The sequence below is a fragment of the Corynebacterium sp. HMSC08A12 genome, assembly GCF_001807485.1.
Lineage (GTDB): Bacteria > Actinomycetota > Actinomycetes > Mycobacteriales > Mycobacteriaceae > Corynebacterium > Corynebacterium evansiae.
This window is the reverse complement of record NZ_KV789190.1, coordinates 212,269-237,276: the sequence shown is the minus strand read 5'-3', so window position 1 is coordinate 237,276 and position 25,008 is coordinate 212,269. Positions and strand designations below refer to the sequence as shown.

Here is a 25,008-nt window from a genome sequence, read left to right as displayed (position 1 = left end):
AAGATCATGCTGAAGATCGCGGATAAGGAATTCGATTCACACCTGGTCATGGGCACCGGCGGAGCCAGCAGCCAATCGCTGCTGGAGGACGCGCTGGTGGCCAGCGGCACGCAGCTGACCACGGTGGCGATGCGCCGCCACAGCGCCAAGACCACCGGCGGCGGCGAGAGCGTGTTCGAGCTGCTGAACCGCCTGGGCGTCGACGTGCTGCCGAACACCGCCGGGTGCCAAACCGCCCGCGATGCGATGCTGACGGCTCAGCTGGCGCGCGAGGCGCTGGGAACCAACTGGGTGAAGGTGGAGGTCATCGCCGACGACCACACGCTACTGCCCGACGTGGTGGAGCTGGTGGATGCCTGCGAGATGCTGGTGGCCGAGGGCTTCGTAGTGTTGGCCTACACCAGCGACGACCCGGTTGTCGCCCGCCGGCTGGAGGACGTGGGCGTGCACGCGGTCATGCCGCTGGGCTCCCCCATCGGCACGGGCCTAGGGATCCTGAACCCGCACAACATCGAGCTGATCTGCTCGCGCGCCCAGGTTCCGGTGCTGCTGGACGCAGGCGTGGGTACGGCCTCCGACGCGGCACTGGCGATGGAGCTGGGCTGCGACGGCGTGCTACTGGCCAGCGCGGTGAACCGCTGCCAGGACCCGGTGGCGATGGCGCACGCCATGAAGGCGGCTGTGGAGGCCGGCCGACTGGCGCGCGAGGCGGGGCGCATCCCGCAGCGCACGCACGCCCAGGGCGCGTTAGCCTCCTCCAGCTTCGACGGCCTGGCCAGTTGGGATGGCTGGGCCGACGAGGTGTTGTGATGGTCGGCGACTACACCTCCGACTACACCACGCTGCCCGCCGAGGAGCTGAAGCGCGTCGCCCGGCAGACGATCCTGCCGGGTCATGGACTGCGGGAGCAGGAGCGGCTGCACGAGGCACACGTGCTGGTGATCGGCGCTGGCGGGCTCGGCTGCCCCTTGATGCAAGCCCTGGCCGCGGCGGGGGTCGGCGAGATTTCCGTCATAGATGACGACACGGTGGACATCACGAACATCCACCGGCAGATTCTCTTCGGTGCCAGCGACGTCGGCCGCCCCAAGGTGGAAGTCACTGGAGAACGTCTGCGGGAGCTGCAACCCGGGCTGATCTTCCACGGCATACACGGTCGCTTCAGCGCCGACAACGCCGCCGAACTGCTAGAAGGCGTGGACGTGCTCATCGACGGCTCGGATACATTCGCCACGAAGTTCTTGGCCGCCGATGCCGCCGAGGCCACCGGCACTCCCCTGGTCTGGGGTTCCGTCCTGCGCTACCGCGGCGACGTGGCCGTCTGGTGGTCCGGCGAGAGTGCCGAGCCGCATGGCCGGGGCGTCGGCATGCGCGACCTTTACCCCTCACAGCCGGACCCCGACAGTGTGCCAGACTGCGCCACCGCTGGAGTGCTGGGCGTGACGACCTCCGTGGTCGCCGGACTGATGGCTACGGAGACCATTAAGTTCCTGCGAGCCCCGGACACTCGCGCGCAGCAGGTGGGGCGATTGCTTATTTATGACGCCCTCACGGCCAACATCCAGCACTTCAACGTGGCCGCCGATCCCCAGCGGCAGCCGGTTACCGAGATCGTGGAGGAGGACCTGTCGAGCTGCGCGGTGGATGCCGCTGAAACTCGCACGGCGGAAGAAGATACGGCCGCTTCCCTGCTGAGTAGCCTCGCCGACGGTACTGCGGTTGCCATCGACGTGCGCGAGCCGGGTGAGAAGGCTATCAAGGATCTGCCGTCCTTTGCTGAGCACCCGGGCTACCACCTGCCCACCACTGTGTGGAGCGAGCAGCCGGAGCTGGCCGAGCAGCTGATTGAGAGTCTTGGCTCCGAGGTCAGCACTGCAGCGGGAGCCGTGGACGTGGTGGTGTACTGCGCGTCCGGCAAGCGCTCTGCGAGCTTTGTCGACCGCTTTGCACAGCACGCCGCCGGGCAGGGAGTGCGTTTGCACAACCTGCCCGGCGGGGCGAATGAGCACGGGGTCGGGATCTAAGCCCGCTGACTTTTAGACCAGGCGGGTTTTCTCCGCCCACTTGCGGTCGGCGGCAGCCGCCTCACGGACCCGCTCCTTCTGCTCGGCGACGCGCACGCCGGCAGTTCCGCCGCGGGTAGCACGGGAGGCAACTGCGCCGTCGATGGTCAGCACCTCGCGCACCTGCGGGGTCAGGGCCTCGTGCACGCTCGCCAGCTCCTCATCGGTGAGGTCCACCAGGTCCACTCCACGCGATTCCGCAATGCGGACGCAAGAGCCGGAGGCCTCGTGGGCCACGCGGAACGGCACGCCCTGGCGAACCATCCACTCCGCCAGGTCGGTGGCAAGTGTAAAGCCTGCGGGGGCGAGCTCGCGCAGACGCTCCGGGTGGAATGTCAAGGTACCGACCAGCCCGGCCATCGCCGGGAGCAGCAGATTCAACTGTGCGACGGAATCCGCGATGGGTTCCTTATCCTCCTGCAGGTCGCGGTTGTAGGCCAGAGGCATGGCCTTCAGGGTGGCCAGCAGGCCGGTGGCGTTGCCAATCAGGCGGCCGGTCTTGCCGCGCATCAGCTCGGCAACATCCGGGTTCTTCTTCTGCGGCATGATCGACGAGCCGGTGGACCACTCATCGGCCAACGTGACGTAGCCGAACTCCGGGGTCGACCAGGCGATGATCTCCTCAGCCAGGCGAGATAGATCCACCGCCACCTGGGCAAACACAAAGGCTGCCTCAGAGGCGAAGTCGCGGGAACTGGTGGCGTCAATAGAGTTATCCGCAGCAGAGTCAAAGCCGAGCTCCTCCGCGATGGCCTCCGGGTCGAGCGCCAGGGAGGAACCCGCGAGCGCGCCGGAACCATACGGGGACACCGCCAAGCGCTTATCCAGATCCTGGAAGCGCTGCACGTCGCGCAGCAGCGGCTGTGCGTGCGCCAGCAGCTGGTGGGCCAGCAGTACCGGCTGGGCGGCCTGGAAGTGCGTCTTACCCGGCATGATGGCCTCTGGGTGGCGGTCAGCCTGAGCCACCAGCGCGTCGACGACGTCGAGCACGCCCGCCGTGATGTCGCGGATCGCGTCGCGCACCCACATGCGGAACAGGGTGGCCACCTGGTCGTTGCGGGAACGGCCCGCGCGTAGGCGACCGCCGACCTCGGGGCCAACACGGTCAATCAGGCCGCGCTCCATTGCGCCGTGGACGTCCTCGTCGCTGGGTTCGGGGCCGAAGGATCCGTCGGCCACGTCCTCGCCCAGCTTCTGCAGGCCGGCGATGAGCGTGTCGAAGTCCTCGTCGCTCAGCAGATTGGCCTTGTGCAGCACCCGCGCGTGAGCCTGCGAGGCCAGCACGTCGTAGGGGGCCAGAACCCAGTCGAAGTGCGTGGACTTCGACAGGGCGGCCATCGCCTCAGTTGGGCCGCCGGAGAATCGGCCGCCCCACAGGGCGCCCTCGTTCGTGCCGTGTGCCTCGGTGGTCATGTTTGGGTGTGCCTTTCTGCTCTATTTATCCAGTTGCCTAGTTAGCTGGTCACCTAGTTAGCCAGGTCGCGCTTAGCGGCGATCTTGGAGGACAGGCCGTGCAGCTCCACGAAACCGCGGGCCATGGACTGGTCGAAGGAGTCGCCCTCGTCGTAGGTAGCCAGGTTGAAGTCGTACAAGGACTTACCGGAGCGGCGGCCGTTGACGGTGATGGAGCCGGCGTGCAGCACCAGGCGGATGTCGCCGGTGACGTGGGTCTGAGTGGAGTCGATAAACGCATCCAGGGAGCGCTTCAGCGGGCTGAACCACAGGCCGTCGTAGACCTGGTTGGACCACTCGGCGTCGATGCCGCGCTTGTAGCGGGCCAGCTCGCGCTCGACGGTGACCGCCTCCAGAGCCTCGTGGGCACGGATCAGGGTAATGGCGCCCGGAGCCTCGTAGATCTCGCGGGACTTGATGCCCACCAGGCGGTCCTCAACCATGTCCAGGCGGCCGACGCCCTGCGCACCTGCGCGGCGGTTCAGCTCCTCGATAGCCTCCAGGACGGTGACCTTCTTGCCGTCGATGGCCACCGGCACACCGGACTCGAAGGAGATGATGACCTCGTCCGGTGCCTGGCCCAGGCCCGGATCCTCGGTGTAGGCGTAAACGTCCTTGGTCGGGGCGTTCCAGAGATCCTCCAGGAAGCCGGTCTCCACGGCTCGGCCCCACACGTTCTGGTCGATGGAGAACGGGGAGGACTTGGACTGCTCGATCGGGATGCCGTTTTCCTCGGCGAAGGCGATGGCCTTCTCGCGAGTCCAGGCGTAGTCGCGGACCGGGGCGATGATATCCAGGTCCGGGGCGGTGTTGGCAAAGCCAACCTCGAAACGGACCTGGTCGTTGCCCTTGCCGGTGCAGCCGTGGGCGACGGCGGTGCCGCCGTGCTCCTTGGCTGCATCCGCCATGTGCTTGACAATCAGCGGGCGGGAGATCGCGGAGACCAGCGGGTACTCCTTCATGTACATGCCGTTGGCCTTGATGGTCGGCAGGCAGTAGTCGTTGGCGAACTCGTCGCGGGCGTCCACGACGATGGACTCCACGGCGCCGGCACCGAGGGCGCGCTGGCGGACGGTCTCCATGTCCTCGCCGCCCTGACCCAGGTCGATGGAGACGCAGACGACCTCTGCGTTGCGCTCCTTGGCGATCCAGCTGATGGCCACGGTGGTATCCAGCCCGCCGGAGTATGCGAGTACTACGCGATCCTTCATTCTTTACGCTTCCCTTCGAAAGTCTTCTTGCGTTCTAGTTGTTGTATCCGTTATTTGATTTTAGCTATGTGCCAGCTGGAAGAAATACTCCCCCAGCTCCTTGCCGTTGAGCGGCTCCCGTGCCAGGACGAACACGGTATCGTCGCCGGCGATGGTGGCCACCACTCGGTTTACGTCCGAGCGGTCCAGGATGCTGGCCAGGTACTGCGCAGCGCCGGGTGGGGTGCGCAGTACGGCGATGTTTCCGGAGTGGTCGTGGTCGACCAGCAGCTCGGCCAGGACGCGCCGCAGCTTGTCCGGCCCATCCACGCGCACATCGTCGGACAGGGAGTAGTAAACCTCCCCGCCCACGCGCACCTTCTTCGCGCCGAGGTCCACCAGGTCGCGCGACAGGGTGGCCTGGGTGACGTCGATGCCGCGGTTCACCAGGATTCCCAGCAGCTCGCGCTGGCTGCCGACCTTCTCGGCACCGATGATCCGCCCGATCATGTCCTGCCGGGCGGTGCGAGTCAGCGAAGAAGCCATACCAGCAGCGCCTTCTGTGCGTGCAGGCGGTTTTCCGCCTCGTCGAAGACCACCGACTGCGGCCCGTCGATAACCTCCGGCGTCACCTCGCTGCCGCGGTAGGCCGGCAGGCAGTGCAGGAAGATCGCATCGTCCTTAGCGGTACCCATCAGCTTCTCGTCCACCTGGTAGGCTCGCAGCGCGCTGCGGTCTTCGGAGGCATCTTGGCCCATGGACAGCCAGGTGTCGGTGATCACCACGTCCGCCCCCGTGGCATCCACCTTGTCGGTGACGGTCACGGTCGCGCCGGTCAGCTCGGCGCGCTTCTTGGCGCGCTCCACGAACTTCGCCTCCGGTTGGAAACCCTCTGGTGCGGCGATGGTGATGTTCACTCCCGCCGTGGCGAATCCCAGCATGTAGCTGTTGGCCATGTTGTTCGCACCGTCGCCGAAGTACACTGCGTTCAGGCCCTTGAGCTCGCCCTTGTGCTCCTTGATGGTCACCAGGTCGGCGAGGATCTGGCAGGGGTGGAAGTCGTCGGACAGGGAGTTGACGATCGGCACGCCCGCGGTCTCCGCCATCTGGTGGAGGTTGTCGTGCGCGCCGGTGCGCCAGACAATCGCGGTGACGTAGCGGGACAGGACCGCGCCAGTGTCCTGGAAGGTCTCTCCCTTCCCCATCTGCGAACTTCCGCTGTCCACGACGATGGCGTTGCCGCCCAGCTCGGTGATGCCGGCGTCAAAAGAAAAGCGCGTGCGCGTAGAGGTCTTGTCGAACAGCACGGCAACGGAGCGGCGCTCCAGCAGGTTGCGGTAGCCGTTGCCGTAGCGGTTGTCCTTCAGCTCCTCGGCCAGCGCCAGCACTTCGGCCTGCTCTTCCGGGGTGAGGTCGTCGTCGGCCAGCATGTGGCGCAGCGGCCCCTTGTTCTGCAGGTGCAGGTTTGTCATGTGGTGTCTTCCGTTCTTTGTGCGGTTACTAGTTCTGCGCGCGGTTGTCGTCCAGCATCTGCCTAATCTTTGTGACGCCCCGCTGCACCTCATCCGTCGAAATATTCAGCGGCGGGACCAGGCGGATCACATCGGGCTGGGGCTTGTTGACGATCAGCCCGTAGTCCAGCGGATCCAGGTTAAGGGGCGCATCCAGGACGATACCGAGCATCAGCCCGCGGCCACGGATGCTCTGCACGCTCGGGTGATCGGCCAGGCCGTCGCGGATTGCCTGCGACTGGGTGGCTACGTTGTCCAGCAGGTCCTCGGACTCGATCGTGTCGATAACGGCATTCGCGGCCGCGCAGACGACAGGGTTTCCGCCGAAAGTGGTGCCGTGCATCCCCTTGGCCAGCAGCTGCGCCTTCGGCAGGGCGAGCGTGGCGCCGATCGGCAGGCCACCGCCCAGTCCCTTGGCCATGGTGATGACGTCCGGCAGCACACCGGCCTCGTGCTGGAAGCCGAACCACTGGCCGGTGCGGCCCATGCCGGCCTGTACCTCGTCGACGACCATGAGGATGTCGTGGGCATCGCACAGCTCGCGCACGGCGGCAAGAAAGCCGTCCGGGGCGGGGATCACGCCGGTTTCGCCCTGGATGGACTCCAGGAAGATCGCAGCAGTGTCGTCGTCAGCCATCTCCCGCAGGGCTTCGATGTCGCCGTAGGGGTAATACTCCACGCCACCGGGCAGGGGCTTGAAGGGCTCCTGCTTATCCGGCTGGCCGGTCAGGGCGAGGGCGCCCATGGTGCGGCCGTGGAAGCCACGCTCGGCGGCCAGGATCTTGGTCTTGCCGGTGGCGCGGGCGATCTTGAAGGCAGCCTCGTTGGCCTCGGCGCCGGAGTTGGAGAAGAACACGCGGGCACCGGCCACCGCCTTGGCGGCCTCCCCGTGCTGCTCTCCCAGCAGGCCTTTCAGCCGCTCGGCGAGCTTGATCACCTGCGGGTGGGCGAACAGGTTAGACGTGTGGCTGAGCGTAGCGATCTGATTCGTTACGGCGTCAACGATGGCAGGGTGAGCGTGCCCCAGAGCGTTCACGGCGATGCCGGACAGCAGGTCGAGGTACTCGTTGCCTTCCGCGTCGGAGACGATGGTGCCGCGGCCAGAGACCAGCTCGCGCGGCGGGGTGCCATAGGTTTCGAACAGCGCGGCATTCCAGTGGCCCTGCCAGTCGTTAGATGCGTTCTCTAGGTTCTGGGTCATGGGAGATCCTCCCGATAGTTGATGTCGGGGCTGGTGACGTCTTCCCAGCCCGCGGGGCAGATCATGGTGCCGATACCTCCGGTGGTCATCAGCTCCAAGATTACGGAGTGCGGAATACGGCCGTCGATGACGTGCGCGGCCTGCACGCCGCTACGCAGCGCGTCCAGGCAGGCCTCCATCTTCGGCACCATGCCGGAATCCAGGTTGGGCAGCAGGTCGGAGAGCTGCTCCGGGGTCAGGCTGGATACCAGCGATTCCTTGTTCGGCCAGTCGGTGTACAAGCCCTTGACGTTGGTGAGCATCACGAGCCTCTCGGCGCCCAGGGCACCTGCCAGCGCGCCGGCGGCGGTATCTGCGTTGATGTTGTAGATCCGCCCCTGGTCATCCGGTGCGACCGTGGAGACCACGGGGATGCGGCCAGCGTCGATGAGGTCGATCAGGCTTTCGGCGTCGACGTGCTCGATCTGCCCCACGCGGCCCAGGTCGACCTCTTCCCCATCGATCGTGACCTTGCGCTTAGAGGCGGTGAACAGGCCGGCATCCTCGCCCGAGGCGCCGACGGCGTAGGGGCCGTGCTCGTTGATCAGCCCGACCAGCTCACGGCCGACCTTGCCGAACAGCACCATGCGGACGTACTCCATGACCTCCGGGGTGGTCACGCGGAAGCCGCCCTTAAACTCGCCCTCCAGGCCGACGGTCTTCAGCATCTCGTTGATCTGCGGGCCGCCGCCGTGGACCACAACCGGGCGGGCGCCGATGGCGCGCAGGAAGACCATGTCGGCGGCGAAGGCGCGCTTCAGATCCTCGTCGATCATCGCGTTGCCGCCGTACTTCACCACCACGATCTTGTCGCGGTAGTGCAGCAGCCACGGCAGGGCCTCGGCCAGCACATGGCTGCGCATCTCGGGGGTCAGCCCGGTGGTATCGATGGGAGTGTGTTTGGGGTTCATTGGTGCGTTTCCTGGTAGATCCGTTGTGCGGGTGAGCTCTGGGCAAGCTGGGTGAGCTGGATGAACTAGGTGGAGTATTCCGAATTGATCTCCACGTAGGAGTACGACAGGTCGGTCGTCCATACCGTCGCGCGCCCCTCGCCTACGCCGAGGTCCACCTCGACGGCAATGTCGGCGCCCGAGAGATCCACGGTGCGGGCACCGGGCGCGCCCGTGGAGTTGATGCACACCGGGTGTCCGTTGAAGGACACGCTGATGGCCTCCGGGTTCATCTTCACCGGCGCCATTCCTACGGCAGCCAGCACGCGGCCCCAGTTCGGGTCGGAGCCGAACATCGCACACTTAAACAGGTTGTCGCGGCCGATGACGCGCGCTGCGGTCTGTGCGTCCGCGTCCGTTTCTGCGCCGCCGACGGTGATGGACACTCTCTTTGTGACGCCCTCAGCGTCCGCCTGTAGCTGCATCGCAATATCGAGGCACACCTGGTGGATCGCAGCGTTGAATTCCTCTGCGTCCGGGGTGATGCCGGAAGCGCCGGAGGCCATCAGCAGCACAGTGTCATTGGTAGAGGTCGCGCCGTCGATGTCGATGCAGTCGAAGGTTGTCGGAGTGGCGCCCGCCAGGGCCTCGTGGGCCATGTCGGCGTTGGGAAGGTGGGCGTCCGTAGTAATAAACACGAGCATCGTAGCCAGCGACGGGGCCATCATGCCGACACCCTTGCCCATGGCGCCGATGGACCAACCTTCGCCGTGGTAGACGGCCTCCTTAGCGACGAGGTCGGTGGTCATGATGGCGCGGGCAGCATCGTTGCCGGCGGTGATGGACTGGTCGAGCTCGCCGGCGAGTTCGCCGACTCCGGCGAGGACCTTATCCATCGGCAGCACATCGCCGATCAGGCCGGTGGAACACACGGCAACGTCGCTGGGCTGGCATCCCAGCAGCTCGGCGGCCTTCTCAGCGGTAACGCGCGCATCCTTGTCACCCTGGGCTCCGTTGCAGGCGTTGGCGTTGCCGGAGTTGACCACGACGGCGCGGAAGGTGCCGTCGTTGTTCGCCTTGGTGTAGCGAACGGGGGCGGCGGTGACCTGATTGCGGGTGAACATGGCGGCGGCGATGGCATCCGGCCCGTCGTTGCGGATCAGAGCCATATCCGACTTGCCGGAGGGCTTGATCCCCGCCGTCACAGCTGCGGCGCTAAAGCCCTTGGGAACGGTCACGCCGAGGTCCGCGGAGGAGCCTTGGGCAGTGCTGGTATCCGGGTTGTTCTTGTCTGCACTGGTCATAACTGAGAATCAGAGCCCCGTCTGCGGGAGTCCCGCGGTTTCTTCCCAACCGAACATCAGGTTGAGGCATTGGATGGCGGCACCTGCGGTGCCCTTTGTGAGGTTATCGATGGCGCTGGTGGCGATGACCATGCCGTCGGCGACCTCCACTTGGATGTGCACCATGTTGGAACCGACGACGCTCTTCACCTCCGGCTGCTGGCCCTCTGGCAGCAGATGCAGGAAGGGCTCGTTGGCGCAGAACTTCTCGTAGGCACGGCGGATATCGCTCGCCTGGCCACGCGCGGGGGCGGTGACGGTGGTGAGGATGCCGCGGGTCAGCGGGGCCAGCACCGGGGTGAAGGTCACGTGTACGTCGTCCGAGGAGTAGCCGGGAGCCAGCAGCTCCTCCACGCTCTGCTTGATCTCCGGGGCGTGGCGGTGGGTGCCCACGCCGTAGGCGCGCAGGTTACCCATGGTCTCCGAACCCAGCAGGTTCACGGCGGCCTTCTTGCCGGCTCCGGTGGTGCCGGTGACGGAAACCACGCTGATCTGCGGGGCCATCAGGCCGCTGGCGATAGCGGGCATGAGGGCCATCGTGGCGCCGGTCGGGAAGCAACCGGGGGCGGCGACGTAGTTGGTGGCCGCGATCTCTTCCCGGCGGCCCGGCATCTCCGGGATGCCGTAGGTGCGGGTGCCAGCGTGCGGGGTGCCGTAGAAGCGGGCCCAGTGGTTGGCATTCTTCAGGCGGTAGTCCGCGCCGCAGTCCACGACCTTCATGGATTCCGGCAGATCCAGGGCGGCGGACACCCCGTGCGGGAGGGCCAGGATTGCAGCATCGTGCCCGCGGAGAACATCCTCCGTCGTCTCTTCGAGAACGCGATCCGCTAGGGCGGGCAGCCCGGGGTTGAGTTCGCCGAATCGCGTGCCCGCGTTGGAACCGCCGGTCAGCGAACCGATTTCGAAGTCCACGCCGTAGCCGGGGTGATTCAATAGGAGGCGAAGAGCCTCGCCACCCGCGTACCCGCTGGCGCCTGCTACTGCAATTTTCAACATAGGACGATTCTGCCCTATTGGAACCCGAAATGCAAATTATTCAGGTTTATGGGAATTATGCAGTTAGGCGCGGAGCTGTGCGCCTACCTTCTCGGTGGCGGACTGCAAGGCGGCCTCGCGGGACTTGCTGGCCTCTTCCTCCGTTAGGGTGCGGTCGGGCGCACGGAAGCGCAGGCTGAAGGTCAGCGAGCGCTTACCCTCGCCCAGAGACTCGGAGTGGTAGACGTCGAACAGTCGGATCTTCTCCAAGAGCTCGCCAGCGCCAGCACGCAAGGCATCCTCAACATCCTGGGCCGGGGTAGCCTCGTCAACGACGACCGCGATGTCCTGCAGCACCGCCGGGAAAGCGGACAGCACCGGGCGCGGGAAGGTCTCCTCCAGCGGCAGCGCATCCAGGTTCATCTCCATGGCCACAGTGCGCGGCGGCAGCTCCGCGCGCTCGCAGACCTGCGGGTGCAGCTCGCCTGCGTGGCCAACGACCTTGTCGCCCACCAGGATCTCAGCGCAGCGGCCCGGGTGCCACGGCAGGTATTCCGCGTTGCGCACGGTGATCTCCACGCCGGCGGCCCGGGCGACCACGCGGGCGGACTCGATGGCGTCCGCCGCAGTGAAGGCCTCTGGCTCGCCCCAGGTGCCCTGCAGCTGACGGTTACCCGTTGCCACAACCGCTACGTGCAGCGGCTGGGCGGGCAGGGAATCCAGCAGCTCCTGCAGCTCCTCTGCCCCCGGGCGCTGCTTTACAGAAGGCATCGGCGAGAACGGCTTGGCCGACTTCGGTACGGAGACCTGCTCCACGCCGTAAAGGGCTGCATCGCGCTGGCCACGGGTGACGTTACGGCGCAGGGATTCAATCATGGACGGCAGCAGAGTGGTGCCGATGCAGGCGTAGTCGCTCTCCAGCGGGTTCTGTACCTTCACCGTCAGACGGCGCGGGTCATCCGCTGGCAGGTCCCAGACGTCGAATACGTCGTTGGCGATGAACGGGGTCGGCAGGATCTCTGCGTAACCCGCCCAGGCCAGAGCCTGGCTCACGTTGCGGCGCATCCGTTGGCGCGGGGTGTAGCCGCGGCCAGCCGGGGCGGTCGGGACGATAGAGGGAATGTCCTCCAGCCCCTCCAGGCGCAGAACCTCCTCCACCAGGTCGGCGGGCATCGTCAGATCCGGGCGCCAGGTCGGCGGGGTGACCTCGATCTCGCGGGCGCCGTTGTCGTCGCGGGAGCCGGTCTCGCGCACCTCACAGCCGACCTCCCGCAGGCGGGAAATGGTGGTGCCGTCCGGGTAGATCTTGCCCGCGGTCTTGCCCGGCAGGGAGGTGTGGATGGTGATCATCGGCATCTCCGGGACCGCACCGACCAGGGTGCGCCCCTCCTCCACCTGGCCACCAGCGATGTTCACCAGCAGTGCGACGGCGAAGTCCAGCGCGTCCTCGATAATGGCGGCGTCCGTGCCGCGCTCGAAGCGGCGGGAGGCCTCGGAGGAAAGCTTGTGGCGGCGGCACGTGCGGGCCACGGTGATCTGATCCCAGTGTGCGGCCTCGAACAGCACGTTGGTGGTCGCCTCGGAAATCTCGGAGGTCGAACCGCCCATCACGCCAGCCAGCGACTGGATACCGGACTCGTCGGAGATCACCACGTCCTCCGGGTCGAGGGTGCGCTCCACGTCATCCAGCGTGGTCAGCTTCTCCCCCTTCTTCGCCAGGCGGACGTGCAGCTCTCCGGTGACCTTATCCGCGTCGAAGGCGTGCATCGGCTGGCCCAGCAGGAACATCACGTAGTTCGTCACGTCCGTCGCCGGGTTCACTGGGCGCTGTCCGCACAGCATCAGCTCTCGCTGCAGCCATAGCGGGGACTCCGCCTGCGGATCGATGCCGGTGACCTTGCGCATGCCGAACTTGGAGCACTTCGTGTCCTCGTCGACCTTCAGCGCTTGCACCTCGCCGTCGGTGCCGGGCAGGCCGGCGAAAAGGTCGTTGCGCATCGCCGCTGCTGCCGGATCCTGCGCCGGGTCGCGGAACTGCAGGTCAAAACTGGACGCCAACTCGCGGGCGAGTCCCCTGGCCGACAGCGCGTAGCCGCGGTCCGGGGTGATGTTCACGTCGAAGATGGTGTCCTGCAAACCCAGCAGCCCACGCGCGTCGTCGCCTACCTTGAGGTTGGCGCTGGCCAAATCGGCGTCAGAAATAGTCATGATCCCCGCGTTCTGCTGGCTGGCCAGGCCCACCTCCATCGCAGAACAGATCATGCCCTCGGAGATCTTGCCGTAAGTCTTACGCGCAGAGATCTCGAACGGGCCGGGCAGCACCGTTCCGGGCAGGGCGATGACGACGTTGTCGCCCTCGGCGAAGTTCCGTGCGCCACAGATGATGTGCTGCAGCTCGCCGGTGCCGTTGGCCTGGCCGACGTTGACGTCGCAGTAACGGATCGGCTTCTTAAACTCGGTGAGCTCCTCGATCTTTTCGACGCGACCGATCACCAGCGGGCCGGTGGTTTCGGGGATCGCCTCGTACCCCTCGGTCTCGAAGCCAACGCGGACGAAGCCGGCGTCGAACTCCTCGGCGCTCACGCTCCACTGCGGGTTGGAGGTCTGCAGGATTCGGGTCAGCCACGACTGGGAAATAAGCATGATTTTCGAAAGATCCTTGGTTGGGGCTCTAAATGGGGTGCTCTGGGATGCTCTGGTGCTCTGGGGGAAATTGCTCTAGCGGCGAACGCCGAACGGCAGGGTGAAGCGCACATCGCCCTCCACCATGTCGCGCATGTCGGGCAGGCCGTTGCGGAACTGCAGGGTGCGCTCGATGCCCATGCCGAAGGCGAAGCCGGAGTACTCCTCCGGATCCACGCCCGCGGCGATCAGGACGTTCGGGTTGACCATGCCGCAACCGCCCCACTCGATCCAGCCAGCGCCGCCCTTCTTGTCGGCGAACCAGACGTCCACCTCGGCGGAGGGCTCAGTGAACGGGAAGTAGTTCGGGCGGATGCGGGTCTTGGCTTCCTCGCCGAACAGCGTCTTGGCCAGGTGATCCAGCGTGCCCTTCAGGTGCGCCATCGTCAGCCCCTTATCCACGGCCAGGCCTTCGACCTGGTGGAACACGGGGGTGTGGGTGGCGTCCAGCTCATCGGTGCGGAACACGCGGCCCGGGCAGGCAATGTAGATCGGCAGGTCGCGGGAGAGCATCGTGCGCATCTGCACCGGAGAGGTGTGGGTGCGCAGCACCTGGCCGGAGCCCTCCGGAGCGATGTGGAAGGTGTCCTGTAGCGTGCGCGCGGGGTGGTCTGGGATGAAGTTCAGGGAGTCGAAGTTGAAGTACTCTGCCTCGACCTCCGGGCCGTCGGCGATCTCCCAGCCCATGCCAACGAAGATGTCAGCGATCTGTTCGGACAGGATGGTGATCGGGTGCTGGGCGCCGCGCTGACCGCGGGTGGTCGGCTCGGTGACGTCTATGCGCTCGGCGCGCAGGACTTCCTCATTGCGCTTGCGCTCGAGCTCGGCCTTGACCTGGGCGAAGCGCTTTTCGACGCGACCCCGCGCCATGTTCACCAGGCGACCAGCATCCTTGCGCTGATCCTTCGGCAGGCTGCCCAGGCTACGGCGGGCGGCCGGAATGGGGGCATCGTCGCCCAGGTGCTCGCGGCGAGCGGCCGCCAGTTCCTCCAGATTTGCAGCCTCGGCAAAGGCCTTTTCGGCTGCGTCTGCTGCGGCGTTGAGCCCCTGCTCCGAAAGCTCTACCTGGGGAGTGTCCGCGGAATCCGTCACTTCAGTGCGCTCCTCTTTCTACGTGCACGGCTTAACCTCGTTAATAATACCCGGCTGCCCCACTGCCGCACCGAGTTGGGGCTATCAGTCTTCGGCTGCTCCCCCAGCAGCCTCCTGTGCCGCCGCCTGGATGCGGGACGATTCATACATGCAGATGGAGGCCGCAGTGGCAAGGTTGAGGGATTCCGCGCGCCCACGGATCGGGATGGAAACTCGCAGGTCCGCCTCGGCCAGCAGTTCCTCGCCCAGCCCGTGCGCCTCATTACCGAACAGCCACGCGGTGGGCTTGGTGAGGATCTCCCCGGCATCATCCAGGCTGACCTCACCGTCGGCCGCGGTGGCGAGAATCTGCAGCCCCTGGGCGCGCAGCTGGCCCAACACATCCTTCACGTTGGTGGAGCGGGCCACCGGCACGTGGAACAGTGAGCCCGCCGAAGCGCGAGCGGCCTTGCACGACTGCGGGTCAGCAGTCTCCCCGGCAAACACTACGGCATCCGCGCCCATGGCATCGGCCACTCGAATCAGGGTGCCTGCATTACCGGGGTCGTTAGTTTCCACTGGGACACTCACCAGTTGAGGCTGGGGCGTCAATACCTTACCGACAGACCACAGCACCGGCTTGCACACAGCAAACAAACCTGTAGTCGTGGCGGTATCAGAAAGGTGCTTAGCGGCCTTGTCCGTGATGTAGTGCACGTAGATATTGAGGTAGCCGGCGGTGCGGATAATCGGCTCGAAACGCTCCGCGGCAGCCAGCGTGACGTACACGTCCGTGGCACTTCCGGTGGCAATGGCGGCCTCTACGCTGTTCTCCCCCTCCACAAGGAAAACCCCCGCCTTCTTACGCGCAGCCGCCCGGTGAAGCTTGGCTGCGTTGACAATGCGAGGGGTTCTTTCGGTGAAAAGCTCTTGGGCATCCTGCGGGTTCATACCCCACAGCTTAATTGACCTAGTTTTCGAACAGGGTCATCTGCTCCTTCTCCGTCGTGGTAACGCCGTTCTTGGAATGAGTACGAGTCATCATCCCGTCCTTGGCTTCGTGCGCAATGTCGATGAGGTACTGGCCATGAATGCGAAGCTGGCCGCCGTCCACGACAACGGCAAGGGGCTCCTGCTGACTCGCCTCGATGCCATGCATGTGCATTTCGAGGGAACCCATCGGGAACTCCACCTTCGTACGAGCACTATCGACCTTTGCCTTCTCAGGATGCGCTGTCACCTCCATCGCGCCGTGGCCACCAAAAAACCGCCAGACACCGTCGAGGCTGTGGTTCAGGCCAACAACTACCGCACCGCGGTCTTCATCGCCCATGTCATCAACCCCCGCGATGAAGTGACGCACGTTGTACACCTTGTCGGCTACTTCGAAGAGTTCATCCTTCTCTTCGTCGGAGAGCTTCTCGACGTTAGCCACCGTGTTGGCCCGCTTGAGCAACTCTTTATCCTCGCCGGGGAGCCTTTCGATTGTCTTGACCAAAGAGGAATCAAAGTTGGTTTGAATGAAATCCTCGACGGTCTTTGCGGCCTTCGCTGCGAAGTCCTCCTCCGACATATCGGCATAGGAGAGATCCTCATCACCGGCCCTTTCCGAGCCACCTGGGCCTTCCGAGGCTTCCTGCATAGCCCGTTCCGCGTCTTCGTTGGTGCTCATGTTGCATGATGCTAGGGAACCGCCGAGAGACAAAGCCAGGACTGCTGCCAGTGCGGCGCGCGTGTAGGTCTTCAATGCGGATTCTCCTTAGCTTTAACGGACTTCTGCCCGGCTATATCCGGGGCTGCCCCTCCAATCTATCGGGAATCGCCGCGTACATACGGCCCCATACGAGAAAACCCCACCCTGGGTGTCCAGGATGGGGTGCGCGTTACGCGTTTAGGGCTGGCTTTAGGAAGCAGCCGGTGCGTTAACGTCCTCCGGCAGGGCAGCCTTGGCAGCCTCGCACAGAGCGGTGAATGCGTCGAAGTCGTTGACGGCCAGCTCGGCCAGGTTCTTGCGGTCGACCTCGATCTCGGCCAGGCGCAGGCCCTGGATCAGACGGTTGTAGGTCATGCCGTTCTGGCGAGCACCAGCGTTGATGCGCTGGATCCACAGCTTGCGGAACTCGTTCTTACGAGCCTTGCGATCGCGGAACTCGTAAGTCTTGGAGTGGAGCATCTGCTCCTTTGCCTTGCGGTACAGGCGGGAGCGCTGACCACGGTAGCCCTTGGCGGACTTCAGTACTTCGCGACGCTTCTTCTTGGCGTTCACTGAGCGCTTGACACGTGCCACGGTGATACTTCCTTTTCTTTAAGAGTGCGCGCCTCGAACCAGCACTTTCTCAAGCGCTGAATCCACTCGATGACGCGGTTGGGTGAATAGGGGTGGAAAAGTGGGCTTTAAGTTATGCCTTGCCCAGCAGACGCTTCATGCGCTTGACATCGGCCGGAGCGACGTCCTCGGTGCCCTTCAGGCGACGGGTGCGCTTGGAGGGCTTGCCCTCCAGCAGGTGGCGGCGGTTAGCCTGCTCGCGACGCAGCTTGCCGGAACCGGAGATCTTGATGCGCTTTGCGGCACCCTTGTGAGTCTTCTGCTTCATTGGTGAAAAACCTCTAACAACTAGTTCTGTTACTACTTCTTGCCCTTGCGGACCGGGCCCAGCACCATGGTCATGTTGCGACCGTCTTGCTTGGCGCGGGTCTCAACTACGCCGTACTCCTCGACGTCGTTTGCCAGTCGCTCAAGCAACCGGAACCCAAGCTCCGGGCGAGACTGCTCACGCCCGCGGAACATGATCGTGACCTTGACCTTGGAGCCCTTCTCCAGGAAACGAATGACGTTGCCCTTCTTGGTCTCGTAGTCGTGGTCGTCGATCTTCGGACGGAACTTCTGTTCCTTCACCACGGTCTGCTGCTGGTTCTTACGAGCTTCGCGGGCCTTCTGGGCCTGCTCGTACTTGAACTTGCCGTAGTCCATGATCTTTGCCACGGGCGGCTTGGCGTTCGGTGCAACCTCTACAAGGTCGAGGTCAGCTTCATAGGCCAGCTTTCGCGCATCGTCTGTTTTGACGATACCGACCTGTTCGCCGCCTGGACCGACGAGTCGGACCTCAGGGACTCGAATACGGTCGTTGATGCGAGCTTCTGCGCTAATGTGAACTCCTCAGTAGCAGTTTTGGTTAATGTCTTACCGACCCCTGCAGTACTGAAGATCCCCTGTGTTCCCCCACAATCACAGCCACTTTGCGCCGGCGGGAACAACTGCCCTGCATCACGCATTACACTTCTGGATTCTCATGAACCCATCCGTGCCTGTGGCTACGACCCGAGCCCAACCTCTAAAGGCGGTCTCAAGGTGGGAGAAGGAATCTCCACTTGCAGCCCGTTTCCGTTTGTTTGAGACGAATTTGAGATTAAAGCGACTCAAACTGCCGGAACGAGACGGTAGTGCTTGGAAGTATAACAATCGTCCGAGCATTTACCAAAACCGATACTGCGCCCCTGGCGCGCCGAATAAGAATAAGCTTTTGAGCCATGAACAACTCTTCTAACGGATCCGCACAGCCCACCAACGACCTCATTAGGCGTATCGATGACCTTGCCCGCTCGCAGGTGCAGGCGCAAACGCAGATGATCGCCATTCTGCGGGAGGTCGCCCTAAATCAACAAAGGCTCTCGCAGGCACAACGAGCCGCTGCTCCTTCTTCTTCCTTAGTGACACCCCCAGCCTCACCTCCCCCGCGCTCCAAACCGGACTTACAAGCTCCGCCGCGTCAGGCTCCAAAAGCTCAGGTTCCACAGAAGCACTCCCCTGCTCCAGCTGAACGGTCGGCTGAACGCAAGATGGAGCAGACTCAAGCTCCCAAGCCTCAGCCTGCACAACCTAAATCCACGCCGGCTCAGCGTCAACAGCAGCCACAACAGGCGCAGCACCACCCGGCGCGCCCTGCACAACCGCCGCGCCACGAGTTCGCTCCGCCAAAGCAGCAAGCGCCAGCGCGTCCGCAGGCGTCGCGACCTCAGGCACCCCGTCCGCAGGCATCGCAACCTCAGGCTCCGCGTCCGCAGGCATCGCGACCAGCTGCCCCTAAGCCACAGCCCCAACCAGCAGCGAAGCAGCAGGAGCCAAAGGAGCCGAACAAGCTGCAACAGTGGTGGGAAAAGGAGGACCTGGTCACTCGCCTGCTGGCGATCATCGGCGGCTCCATCACGGTTGTCGGCCTCACCTTCCTGGCTCTATTGGCCTATGCTTCCGGAATCCTTACTCCGGAGGGAGCGGTCATTCTCGCTGCGGTGATCTGTGGCGGTTTGGCCGTGACGTCGACAATCGTGCACAAGAAGCAACCAGACGGAGTGAGCTCCTCGGCGCTATTGATAGTTGCCACACTGGGCGGTTTGGCGGACCTCTGGGTCGCGGTGTTCAACCTGGGATGGTTCGGTGAGGCGCTCGGTAGCGTGCTGACGGTGGTCATATGTGCCGGCGCATTGGCTCTGGCATATGCCTGGAAGAAGGAAGTCCTCGCGGTGGTCGTCACCGCCTTTGCGCCTCTATTCATCCTGCCGGCGGCAGCGAACTTCCTCTCTATGTTCCCCGCCGACCAGGAAGTGCAACGCGAAATTCACAATGGTTACTTCGCTGGCAGCTTGATCGCCGCCGCTATCTGCGGCTTCGCAGCCCGTTGGGGCCGCCCGTGGTTCAAGCTTCAGACCACCGCGACCATTACTTACATCTGCGCGATGCTGCTGAGTGCACCCTTCATACTTACGACGTTCCTGCTCGGCGTGGTGGGCTTCGCGCTCGTGACGATTATCAGCTTCGTCCCACCGTTTGCATCCCGTCAGCTTCACCTCAGCGGCGTAGTAGCCGTGGTGATCATTCCGTCGGTGTGCCTGTTGTCCAGCAATTCCTGGGCGGCTATTGTCTTTATTTCCCTAGTAACTGCGTGCGCATACATCATCGCTCGCGTCAACGGCGGCATCTTCCAAGCGGACTTCCAGATTCCAGGAACAGAACCGCTTCCACCACAGCTGGCCAACGCGTTCGCTTTCATAATCTCCGCCGGCACTTTCCCCATTGTCTTCATCATCCGCTTCTTCCAGTGGTACGCATTGGATTCTGAACTACGGCATTCCCCCGCTGAGGCCTCGGCGTTTGGCTACGGAAGCATCATCGTCGCTGTGGGTCTGCTGCTATACACCGCAGCCGTTGTATGGGGATTGCCGCGCATGCCTAAGAATGTCGCATGGATCTCGCTAATGTGCTCTTTCCTAGCGGTGTTCACCTACGCACCGCGCAGCTGGGTCGGGGCGGATAGCATGCGTGTTCCGGACTCGGCGATCGTCCTAGTAGTCAGCCTCGCGCTAGCGGTGGCGCTTCTGTATCGCCACCAATACCTCCTCGAGACCGGCCTGCGCGGAATCGCTGGACGCGAGATTCCGGGTAAGCAGTCCAACTCGGAAGTGACGATGTTGGTTATCGGCGTAGTCACCCTTGTGCTCGCCTCCTCCGCAATCCCCGCCGTCGCTATGGCTATCTCCACCACGAAGCTTTCATTCATGGTGGCGCACGTGCTGATCTCCGTCAGCTGGATGTTGGGCGCCGTGTACCTGCTGTACCGCAACAACTCCAAGCCCGGTCTTCTGCTGGCGATCATTGCCACCGCCAAGCTGGTCTTCTACGACCTGTCCGTACTCGGTGGGCTTGTGCAGGCCCTGGCGTTCCTCATTTGCGGCATGGTGCTACTGGTTGCCGCTATCACCCGCGAGAAGCCCAACAAGACTCCCCCGCAGTCGCGAATGCCGCAGCCTCAGCCACCGATGCCACAACAATCTCAACAACCACAGCCGTCGATGCAGCAACAGCCTCAGCAACCTCAGCAGCCCCGGATGCAGGATCAGAGCATGGACCGCAGGTAGCGGCCGGTGTGGGAGGCCTCCACCTCCGCAACCTGCTCCGGGGTTCCCTCGGCAACGACGGTGCCACCGCCGGAGCCGCCCTCCGGCCCCATGTCCACAATCCAGTCGGCAGCCTTAATGACGTCCAGGTTGTGCTCGATAATGAACACGCTATTGCCCTTGTCCACGAGCCCCTGGATCACCAGCATCAGCTTGCGGATGTCCTCGAAATGCAGGCCGGTGGTCGGCTCGTCGAGGATGTACACCGTCCGACCATTGGAACGCTTCTGCAGCTCGGCGGCTAGCTTCACGCGCTGTGCCTCACCGCCGGACAAGGTGGTGGCTGCCTGTCCCAGGCGGACGTACCCCAGGCCTACATCCACCAGGGTGTTCAGGTAGCGGGAAATTGACGTGACGGGCTCGAAGAACTCCGCTGCCTCGGAAATCGGCATGTCCAGCACCTCTGCGATGGACTTGCCCTTGTACTGGACCTCCAGCGTCTCGCGGTTGTAGCGAGCGCCCTCGCAGACTTCGCAGGGCACGTACACGTCGGGCAGGAAGTTCATCTCGATCTTCAGCGTGCCATCGCCGTGGCAGGCCTCGCAGCGCCCACCCTTGACGTTGAACGAGAACCGGCCCGCGGTGTAGCCGCGTACCTTCGCCTCCGTCGTCTCGGCGAACAGCTTACGGATCTTGTCGAACACGCCCGTGTACGTAGCCGGGTTGGATCGCGGAGTGCGGCCAATCGGGCTCTGATCCACCTGCACCAGCTTGTCCAAGTGCTCCGTGCCCGTGATTTTCTTGTGGTGCCCCGGCACCTGGCGCGCCTTGTTCAGGGTGTTGCTCAGAGACTTCGCCACGATGCCGTTGATCAGGGAAGACTTACCGGAGCCCGACACACCAGTGATCAGCGTCAGCACGCCCAGCGGCAGAGTGACGTCCACGTTCTTCAGGTTATTTTCCTGGGCGCCGTGTACCGTCAGCACCCGTTCCTTATCGATCGGGCGGCGCTTCTCCGGGACAGCCAGCACCCTTTCACCGGACAGGTACTGGCCGGTCAAGGAATCCTTCGCCTCGAGGATGCCCTTGGGCTCGCCCTGGTAGACAATCTCGCCGCCGTACTCGCCAGCTCGCGGACCGATATCCACCAGCCAGTCGGCCGTGCGGATCGTGTCCTCGTCGTGCTCCACCACGATCAGGGTGTTGCCCAGATCGCGCAGGTGCTGCAGAGTGCGGATCAGCCGCTCGTTATCGCGCTGGTGCAGGCCGATTGAAGGCTCATCCAGCACGTACAGCACGCCCGCCAGACCGGAACCAATTTGCGTAGCCAGGCGGATGCGCTGGGCCTCACCGCCGGAAAGCGTGCCCGCGGAGCGGGACATCGACAGGTAGTTCAGGCCAACGTCCAGCAGGAACTTCAGGCGCGCCTGGATCTCCCGCAGAACTGCCCCGGCAATCATCTCCTCGCGCTTGCTTAGAGAAAGGTTGTCGAGGAAGCTGCTGGCGTCCGCAATAGAAAGATCAGAGACCTCGGCGATGGACAGCTCCTGCTCGCCCGAGGCAATAGTTACGGCCAGAACCTCCGGCTTCAGGCGCGTGCCGTCGCACGTCGGGCAGGCGACCTCACGCATGTAGCTGCGGTAGCGCTCCTTGGACCAGTCGGAATCGGTCTGGTCGAGCTTGCGCTTCAGGAAGGGCATCACGCCCTCGAAGGGTGCGTTGTAGGTGCGCGAACGGCCGTAGCGGTTACGGTAGCTGACCTTGATCTGCGTCTTGTGGCCGTTCAGGATGGCCTTGCGGTGGGTGGCCTTCAGGTCCTTCCACGGGGACTTCGGGTCGAAGCTCATCGCCTCGCCCAGTGCGTTCACCAGCTTGGTGAAGTACTTGCTGTTCGGGCTAGACGACCACGGCGCGATCGCGTCGACCACGGCTGCGTCCTCGTCCGGGATCACCAGCTTCTCGTCGACCTCCAGGCGAGTCCCCAGGCCGTCACAGGCAGGGCAGGCACCGTAGGGCGAGTTGAAGGAGAACGTGCGTGGCTCCAGCTCGTCCAGCTGGATCGCGTGACCGTTCGGGCAGGCCATTTTCTCGGAGAATCGGCGCGTGCGGTGCGGATCGTCATCCGGCAGTCCCACGAAGTCCAGGACCACGATCCCGTCGGCCAGCTTCAGGGCGGTCTCGATCGAGTCTGTCAGGCGCTGCTTCTGGGATTCCTTTACCTGCAGACGGTCCACCACTACGTCGATGTCGTGCTTGACCTGCTTTTCTAGCGTCGGCGGGTTGGACAGCTGGTACACCGCACCGTCGACCTGCACGCGGGAGTAGCCCTGCGCGGCCAGGTCCTCGAAGAGGTCCACGAACTCGCCCTTGCGGGTGCGCACTACCGGCGCGAGCACCTGGAACTTCAGCCCCTGCTCCATCGCCAGAATCTGGTCCACAATCTCCTGCGGAGTCTGCCGCTGGATCACACCGCCACACTCCGGGCAGTGCGGTATGCCGGTGCGGGCATACAGCAGGCGCAGGTAGTCGAAGATCTCGGTAACCGTGCCGACGGTCGAGCGCGGGTTGCGGTTCGTGGACTTCTGGTCGATGGAAACTGCCGGGGACAGCCCCTCGATCAGCTCCACGTCCGGCTTATCCATGCGCCCGAGGAACATGCGCGCATAGGAGCTCAAAGATTCGACGTACCGGCGCTGGCCTTCTGCGAAAATGGTGTCGAAGGCCAGGGAGGATTTACCCGAGCCGGACAGCCCCGTAAACACGATCATCTTGTCGCGCGGCAGGTCGATATCCACGCCCTTGAGGTTGTGTTCGCTGGCTCCACGGACAATCAGCTGATCGGCCACTATTCACTCCTTATTTGTTGAAGCATCAACCCTGCTAGTCTACGCCATCGCCCGGACATCGCTAGTGTGGTGCCATGCAGCAAATTACTGAATTTAGCCATCTTTCCGCACCGCGCGACGTGCAGGTTCTTAGTTCTGACGCCCATACGTACGCAGTGACGACCGTAGGTTCTATGGACAACAACTGTTGGTTGCTGTGCTGGGGCGGCGAGGCGCTGCTGGTGGATGCCGCCGACGATGCAGAACACCTGCTGGGCCTGGCCGAACAGCTGGGTGTACGTATCACCGACGTGCTCACGACCCACCAGCACGCGGACCACACCCGCGCGCTGGCAGACGTCCTCAAGGCGACAGGCGCCCGCCACCACGGGCCACGCCTGGATGCCGAGGCGCTGCCCGTGGCGCCGGACCGGGTGTACGGAAACGACGAAGGTGAGCGGGAACCGCTGGATCTGGCCGGCGCACAACTTCCGGAGTTGGGGCTGCAAGTAGTCGAACTTCGGGGCCACACCCCGGGCGGCTTGGCAGTGCTGGATCTGGCCGACGGACGCGCGCCACGAGCGTGGGTGGGTGACAGTGTTTTCCCGGGTGGCGTCGGAAAAACAAATAGTCCCGAGCAGTTCCAACAGCTCCTGGGCGACGTGCGCGACAGGATCTTCACCCTTCCTGAAGAAACCCGAATCCACCCTGGTCACGGCGATTCCACCTCCGTTGGGGAGGAAAAGGGCAAGGTCGATGAGTGGGCCGCGCGAGGCTGGTAGATGACCCCGGGTTCCCGCTCCGGGTGGGATTGATTCAGGTAACCTGGGAGATTGTTCGAGCACGACTAAACGCAGTCAAGGGTCGTGCCACCAACTAATGAGGAGTGTGTAGACCCAAATGTTCCGTACCCTTGCCCGCCCGCTGCTGGCTTCCGCTTTCGCCGTTGACGGCGCCCAGATGCTGCTGAACAGCAACGAGTACGCAGAAGATGCAAAGGCTATCAACGGCACCCTGCGTTCCGTACTGCCGCAGGATAAGGCCGGCCTGATTCCCGACGATGCCGAGACCACCGTGCGCGTGGTCGGCACCACCAAGGTCGTCGCCTCCGCCCTGCTGGCCACCGGTAAGGCTCCGCGCCTGGCCGCCGCTACTCTGGCTGCCGTGCAGATCCCGACCGCGCTGTCCCGCCACGCATTCTGGAATGCGTCCAATGGTGCGGAGCGTAAGGAGGAGATCCGCGGCCTGGTCACCGACCTGGCGCTGCTGGGTGGCCTGGTCATCACCTCTGCAGATACCGCCGGCAAGCCGGGCCTGAAGTGGCGTGCGCAGCAGGCAATGCCGGGCAAGACTGAGCAGCAGAAGATGCTGGAGAATGCTCAGACCCAGTCCAAGGCTTTCGCCGCTAACGCTTCCGACCAGGCCCAGGGCTTCTTCGCCAAGACGAAGGAGGTTGCTGGCCAGGTGCAGGATAAGGTTGCCGACTACGTTGACGAGCACCAGGATGAGTGGAAGGAAGCAGCCGAGAACCTGCGCGAGCGCGCAGCTGAGTTCGGCGACCAGGCTTCCGACTACGCACAGTCCGCTGCTGCCAAGGCGCAGGATGCATGGGACGACTTTGACGCCGAGGACCTGAAGAAGGACGTTCAGAAGGCCACCAAGAGGTCCCGCAAGCGCGCCCAGAAGGCGCAGAAGCAGGCCCAGAAGCGAGCAAAGAAGGCTCAGAAGCAGGCGCAAAAGCGCTTCAAGTAAGAGCTAAAAGCACTACGAGCCCCTGGTTAGTTCAACTACCAGGGGTTCTTTGCTATCGAAAGCATCGCGGAGGGAGTAAACTAGCGTGCTCTATACCTAACACCCCACACGCAGAAGGGAATCCC

Annotated in this window: 21 protein-coding genes; 5 read left to right on the top strand and 16 right to left on the bottom strand. The window is 64.0% G+C overall.

What is annotated here, in order from left to right; genetic code table 11:
- Positions 1-6 precede the first annotated feature (6 nt).
- Together HMPREF3166_RS09820 and HMPREF3166_RS09815 are read left to right on the top strand one after the other, a co-directional pair.
- Positions 7-810: a thiazole synthase gene (locus HMPREF3166_RS09820; protein ID WP_070489158.1), complete on the top strand. Its 804-nt coding sequence runs from the start codon at positions 7-9 to the stop codon at positions 808-810.
- The gene (locus HMPREF3166_RS09815; RefSeq protein ID WP_070489155.1) at positions 810-2,024 is read left to right on the top strand and encodes a ThiF family adenylyltransferase; all 1,215 of its coding nucleotides are present in this window, start codon (positions 810-812) and stop codon (positions 2,022-2,024) included. The genes HMPREF3166_RS09820 and HMPREF3166_RS09815 overlap by 1 nt, the downstream gene beginning before the upstream one ends.
- Before the next feature lie 12 nt (positions 2,025-2,036).
- Here the strand turns inward: HMPREF3166_RS09815 and argH are convergent, their stop codons facing one another.
- The 15 genes from argH to infC all read right to left on the bottom strand — a co-directional run bounded on the left by argH (position 2,037) and on the right by infC (position 17,565).
- A complete protein-coding gene (gene argH, locus HMPREF3166_RS09810) occupies positions 2,037-3,476 on the bottom strand; it encodes an argininosuccinate lyase (protein ID WP_070489152.1) in 1,440 nt (479 codons plus the stop codon).
- A 53-nt stretch (positions 3,477-3,529) separates the two neighbouring features.
- Entirely contained in the window at positions 3,530-4,726 is a 1,197-nt protein-coding gene (locus HMPREF3166_RS09805; RefSeq protein ID WP_049049364.1) for an argininosuccinate synthase, read from the bottom strand.
- A 60-nt stretch (positions 4,727-4,786) separates the two neighbouring features.
- On the bottom strand, positions 4,787-5,251 hold the full coding sequence (gene argR / locus HMPREF3166_RS09800; protein WP_011273446.1) for an arginine repressor: 465 nt from the start codon (positions 5,249-5,251) through the stop codon (positions 4,787-4,789).
- Positions 5,236-6,162, bottom strand: coding sequence for an ornithine carbamoyltransferase (gene argF / locus HMPREF3166_RS09795; RefSeq protein WP_370642215.1), 927 nt, complete (start codon positions 6,160-6,162; stop codon positions 5,236-5,238). The genes argR and argF overlap by 16 nt, the downstream gene beginning before the upstream one ends.
- Positions 6,163-6,205: 43 nt before the next feature.
- The gene (locus HMPREF3166_RS09790) at positions 6,206-7,417 is read right to left on the bottom strand and encodes an acetylornithine transaminase (protein ID WP_070489149.1); all 1,212 of its coding nucleotides are present in this window, start codon (positions 7,415-7,417) and stop codon (positions 6,206-6,208) included.
- Entirely contained in the window at positions 7,414-8,367 is a 954-nt protein-coding gene (gene argB, locus HMPREF3166_RS09785) for an acetylglutamate kinase (protein WP_035005705.1), read from the bottom strand. The genes HMPREF3166_RS09790 and argB overlap by 4 nt, the downstream gene beginning before the upstream one ends.
- Positions 8,368-8,432: 65 nt before the next feature.
- Positions 8,433-9,650 (bottom strand): bifunctional glutamate N-acetyltransferase/amino-acid acetyltransferase ArgJ, encoded by a 1,218-nt coding sequence (argJ, locus tag HMPREF3166_RS09780; protein ID WP_070489146.1) that lies wholly within the window; start codon positions 9,648-9,650, stop codon positions 8,433-8,435.
- Positions 9,651-9,659: 9 nt separating this feature from the next.
- Complete coding sequence (argC, locus tag HMPREF3166_RS09775; RefSeq protein WP_070489143.1) at positions 9,660-10,685, bottom strand: N-acetyl-gamma-glutamyl-phosphate reductase; 1,026 nt, start codon at positions 10,683-10,685, stop codon at positions 9,660-9,662.
- Positions 10,686-10,748: 63 nt separating this feature from the next.
- Positions 10,749-13,307 (bottom strand): phenylalanine--tRNA ligase subunit beta, encoded by a 2,559-nt coding sequence (pheT, locus tag HMPREF3166_RS09770; RefSeq protein ID WP_070489141.1) that lies wholly within the window; start codon positions 13,305-13,307, stop codon positions 10,749-10,751.
- 75 nt (positions 13,308-13,382) lie between these two features.
- Complete coding sequence (gene pheS, locus HMPREF3166_RS09765; protein ID WP_011273440.1) at positions 13,383-14,438, bottom strand: phenylalanine--tRNA ligase subunit alpha; 1,056 nt, start codon at positions 14,436-14,438, stop codon at positions 13,383-13,385.
- 84 nt (positions 14,439-14,522) lie between these two features.
- Positions 14,523-15,368 carry a TrmH family RNA methyltransferase gene (locus HMPREF3166_RS09760; protein ID WP_070489138.1) on the bottom strand — a complete coding sequence of 282 codons (846 nt, stop codon included), beginning with the start codon at positions 15,366-15,368 and terminating at the stop codon, positions 14,523-14,525.
- A 19-nt stretch (positions 15,369-15,387) separates the two neighbouring features.
- Positions 15,388-16,089: a hypothetical protein gene (locus tag HMPREF3166_RS09755; protein ID WP_070489202.1), complete on the bottom strand. Its 702-nt coding sequence runs from the start codon at positions 16,087-16,089 to the stop codon at positions 15,388-15,390.
- Positions 16,090-16,320: 231 nt separating this feature from the next.
- Complete coding sequence (gene rplT / locus HMPREF3166_RS09750; RefSeq protein WP_011273437.1) at positions 16,321-16,704, bottom strand: 50S ribosomal protein L20; 384 nt, start codon at positions 16,702-16,704, stop codon at positions 16,321-16,323.
- Positions 16,705-16,816: 112 nt separating this feature from the next.
- The gene (gene rpmI, locus HMPREF3166_RS09745; RefSeq protein WP_005295736.1) at positions 16,817-17,011 is read right to left on the bottom strand and encodes a 50S ribosomal protein L35; all 195 of its coding nucleotides are present in this window, start codon (positions 17,009-17,011) and stop codon (positions 16,817-16,819) included.
- Between the two features lie 32 nt (positions 17,012-17,043).
- Entirely contained in the window at positions 17,044-17,565 is a 522-nt protein-coding gene (gene infC / locus HMPREF3166_RS09740; RefSeq protein ID WP_077536299.1) for a translation initiation factor IF-3, read from the bottom strand.
- A 380-nt stretch (positions 17,566-17,945) separates the two neighbouring features.
- Here infC and HMPREF3166_RS09735 point away from each other — a divergent pair, with 380 nt between their 5' ends.
- Positions 17,946-20,327 carry a hypothetical protein gene (locus HMPREF3166_RS09735; protein WP_070489135.1) on the top strand — a complete coding sequence of 794 codons (2,382 nt, stop codon included), beginning with the start codon at positions 17,946-17,948 and terminating at the stop codon, positions 20,325-20,327.
- Here the strand turns inward: HMPREF3166_RS09735 and uvrA are convergent.
- Positions 20,306-23,152, bottom strand: a complete 2,847-nt coding sequence (gene uvrA / locus HMPREF3166_RS09730; RefSeq protein WP_070489132.1) for an excinuclease ABC subunit UvrA — start codon at positions 23,150-23,152, stop codon at positions 20,306-20,308. The two genes, HMPREF3166_RS09735 and uvrA, sit on opposite strands and share 22 nt — an antisense overlap.
- 74 nt (positions 23,153-23,226) lie before the next feature.
- Between uvrA and HMPREF3166_RS09725 the strand changes: the two genes are divergently transcribed.
- Both HMPREF3166_RS09725 and HMPREF3166_RS09720 read left to right on the top strand, forming a co-directional pair.
- Complete coding sequence (locus HMPREF3166_RS09725; protein WP_070489130.1) at positions 23,227-23,913, top strand: MBL fold metallo-hydrolase; 687 nt, start codon at positions 23,227-23,229, stop codon at positions 23,911-23,913.
- 118 nt (positions 23,914-24,031) lie between these two features.
- The gene (locus HMPREF3166_RS09720; RefSeq protein WP_070489128.1) at positions 24,032-24,883 is read left to right on the top strand and encodes a DoxX family protein; all 852 of its coding nucleotides are present in this window, start codon (positions 24,032-24,034) and stop codon (positions 24,881-24,883) included.
- Positions 24,884-25,008 lie beyond the last annotated feature (125 nt).